Annotated in this window: 6 protein-coding genes and 1 pseudogene; all 7 read right to left on the bottom strand. The window is 39.5% G+C overall.

The features are described 5' to 3' along the window. Nucleotides 1-6: 6 nt before the first annotated feature. On the bottom strand, nt 7-303 hold the full coding sequence (locus I4V84_RS20980) for a conjugal transfer protein (protein ID WP_334286239.1): 297 nt from the start codon (nt 301-303) through the stop codon (nt 7-9). A 96-nt stretch (nt 304-399) separates the two neighbouring features. After that, a complete protein-coding gene (locus tag I4V84_RS19395) occupies nt 400-705 on the bottom strand; it encodes a hypothetical protein (RefSeq protein WP_021425049.1) in 306 nt (101 codons plus the stop codon). 53 nt (nt 706-758) lie between these two features. Further along, the gene (locus I4V84_RS19390) at nt 759-1,172 is read right to left on the bottom strand and encodes a DUF3795 domain-containing protein (protein ID WP_021738773.1); all 414 of its coding nucleotides are present in this window, start codon (nt 1,170-1,172) and stop codon (nt 759-761) included. An 88-nt stretch (nt 1,173-1,260) separates the two neighbouring features. Next, entirely contained in the window at nt 1,261-1,482 is a 222-nt protein-coding gene (locus I4V84_RS19385) for a hypothetical protein (RefSeq protein WP_002323342.1), read from the bottom strand. A gap of 1 nt (nt 1,483) precedes the next feature. Further along, complete coding sequence (locus I4V84_RS19380) at nt 1,484-1,618, bottom strand: DUF3789 domain-containing protein (RefSeq protein WP_021651360.1); 135 nt, start codon at nt 1,616-1,618, stop codon at nt 1,484-1,486. An 11-nt stretch (nt 1,619-1,629) separates the two neighbouring features. Continuing rightward, nucleotides 1,630-2,826, bottom strand: a complete 1,197-nt coding sequence (mobT, locus tag I4V84_RS19375; protein ID WP_195993187.1) for a MobT family relaxase — start codon at nt 2,824-2,826, stop codon at nt 1,630-1,632. Between the two features lie 183 nt (nt 2,827-3,009). Beyond that, nucleotides 3,010-3,330: pseudogene (locus I4V84_RS19370) on the bottom strand (ATP-binding protein); the annotation flags it as partial.

Below are 3,330 nucleotides of genomic sequence, written 5' to 3'. Positions count from 1 at the left end.
CAACATCTATCGGCAGTTCAAACCAGTATGATATTGTTTCTTCGCCAGTTGTTCCTCTCGTTTCCACCAGCACCCTTGTTTCCTGCATTGTTCCTCACGTCCTTTCTGTTGTTTCATCACATCTTTTATGGTCTGGTACGGCATACCAAACACATACTTTGAAAAATCTTCTAACTGTCTTTCTTCATAGTCGGCAGGGTTCAGTCGTTTCATTTCATGCCATACCTTACGCTTGTAAGAGGGCAGGTCAGAAATATAATCACAGCCGACTTTTGACTGCATATCCTTAAAAATATCGCTCATTTCATCACTCCAATCTGAAATTTTGGTAAGAAAAAAGCAGTCAATCCTAAGACTAACTGCTTTGTGTGTATGGATATGAAATTGTCAAACTGGGATTTACGAAAATCTTTTTTGAATCTTATACAGCCATATACTACAAATAACAGCTATAAATAATATAAATATAACTGCAATAGAAATAGCATAATCTTTCGGTAATATAACTGCAATCACTCCAGAGAACAAAAGACAAATTCCTATCAATAAAACAGGCTTTCCTAATGCTTTTGCATATCCTTTTCTGTCGTTTGTGGTTTCAAATACTTTGCCATGAACAGAAGAATAATTTCCTTTTAATAGAGAAAAACTAACAAATATGAGAAGAGCAGAACAGAACCACATCATTATACTAAAGCCTATCATAATATATCCCTCCATCAATTCTAATTTTCTTAGTTCTATAAACTGAAATTTTGTTATTTCATTTTTTCTTGACACTCGCTACATTCTTTATCGTGAATAGAAATAATGCCACCGCATTTAGGACAAGTATATTTTATTTTCTGCTGTTCCATGAAATGTTCCAAACCATGTCCTTGAACAAAACGGCTATTTTCTATAAGACTTGCTTGATACCGTTTATTATAGCTTTTTTCAAGATTTTTAATCAACTTACATGGATATTCAGCACATTCAAAACAATAGGATAACGATTTTCCTTTGATGCAATCCTTTATTTTGCATTTACGACAATGTTCTGGTTTCCCTTTATCACTATTCAAGCACCCAGAACAAGGTTTTTTATTGTAACAGTGCTTATAACAAACCTTACAATTCATTCCGCATGGGGCAAACATGCTTATATCAATTTTTTCTTTTGACATTTTCATAGTTGTTTACTCCTTTCAACAAATTTTAATTTGCCGTTTTCTTCATATCCATATTATACCATTCTCATACCAACACCACAATAAAATTTTATGCACCGATAATCTTATTGAACAGCTCTAACAGTACATCTTTCACACCGCCAGCATTGAATACCAAACCGACAGCAATCAAGGCAACTACCAAGAAGCCGATAAGTTTGGAAAACTCACGCTTGAAACCTAAGTAGATACCGATAACTACAATCGCCATAAGCACTAAGCTCTGTGCGTTGCTTAAAAACCATTGATACAAATTTTGCCCGAAATTCATGTTATTTGTCCTCGCTTTCTTTTAATTGTTTCATTTCATAGTCAGCTTCTTTGCCGACATTCAAAATACACATCAAGACTACGCCGATACCCATTCCCATAGATACCAGCAGGAAGTCTTTTAATAATACCCACATTTTTATCACTCCTAACTTTCCACCAAATCTTTTGCAGGGGTCGTCTGCTGTTTGATTATCATTTCATGCTTTTCTGTGAGCTTTGCCTGCTGTTCGATTGTTTCCATGTAGTCTGTACCGTTTCCCTTATCAATCTTTTTCAGCATTTTTAAGGTCGGTGCTACCTGCCTTTGTACCCAACGCAATGTACGGTCTAAGGTGTAAGGCTCTGGCTTTGTCGTCAGCTTCAAGCTCTGTCTGTTATCGCCGATAAACCAAGCCCAGCGGTCATTGAGTTTCCAGTCATTTTTTCGCTTGTCGGGTTCTTCATCAACAAATCGTACATACTGATTGATGATAGAAAAGGCGGTCTGTTCTGCGTCATAATACGTCAGCAAATCTCGTACTGCATAATAGGCACGTTCATTGCGAAGCCGTATCTCAAAACGATTGATAATGTCGGCTTCTTCCAGAGGTGTCCCCAGCTTGACGTACTGCTCATAGTCCTTTTCATAGATACAGAAATATACATCAGATTTCAGCGAACCAAGATAAAGGGTACGCCCCATATATTCTCTGTCGTCCTCTCTGTGCTTGATAAGCTCGCCCGACTGGTAAAACTTATAACTTCTGGACTTTCCGATATATTCCCGTTTCCTGCATTTTTCCGCAAGCTCTGGAATATCCAAAATTCCCGTATGGTCGTTGATAGCAAGGTCGATACGCTTCATCACGCCACCGTCTATAAGTGCGTCCATGAGAAAGTCATACCAGCTTCTTTGCTGTGCCAGCAGGTAACTTTCAAACTGTCTGCAACCACGCCCCTTTAACTCTAAAAGGACACCTTTTTCTTCGTCAGCCGACGTATAGATAAAGATGTCCCCTAAAGAGTAATGCTCCGTATAACTGTAATGTCCGTAATCTTCATGGAGCATATAGTTGATATTCAGTTTTAATATGTCTTTGATGATATGCTGTATATCCAGCGTGGGAAAACGAATTTTCACATAATCAAACAGCATGGTAAGCGGTGCTTCTGGATTGAACCTTGCCAGTTCTTTATGCAGAGTTTCCAAAAGCTCCTTTGACGGCTTCATTTTTCCGCTTTCTATCTTATTGAGATATTCTCTTGTGATACCAGAAGCCACCGCCAGCCTGCCTTGTGAGATGCCGTAAACAATTCGTTTCTCCCGTAATTCTTTTATCCATTGTTCTTCATTCAGAACCATACCCCCAATCTGTCAAGTGTGAAGTTTTTTAAGGCGACTTCACAACTGAATTTTGCTAGGAAATCATGCCAGAAGCCTTATGTTTCCTATGTTTTTCGTCTATTGTCTATTTGCAAACGTACCCCTCTGTTAGATACCGAGGGGTTTTACCTGCTGGCGTGGCTAACGCCACACCAGCAACGGCTAGTCCGTGCCGTCGCCTTTCGCTTCGCACGTCGCCGTCCCGTCCTGCCTTGCTTGTGCAAGAGAGCCGATAGTCTGCAAAAAATCATGTCCTTTCGGGACTAAAGGCGTGTAAAACTCACTTATAACGCTTGTTCCCACATCACAATATCCACGCCCCTTGATACGCTTCTGAAAAAACTGCTTTTTCACATCTGAACCAAACAGCATACCGTAACCTAATTCGCTGATACGCCCAAGTCCCACACGGAAATTGAAGTTATCTCTGATACCGTCCGAGAAATACTTTGCGTCTGGACGCTGGCAGGCAACGATAAGGAA

It is taken from the genome of Ruminococcus sp. 1001713B170207_170306_F1 (assembly GCF_015668065.1).
Taxonomy (GTDB): Bacteria; Bacillota; Clostridia; order Lachnospirales; family Lachnospiraceae; genus Blautia_A; species Blautia_A faecis.
Note: the sequence above shows the minus strand (reverse complement) of the source record. Positions and strands in the feature narration are given on the sequence as shown.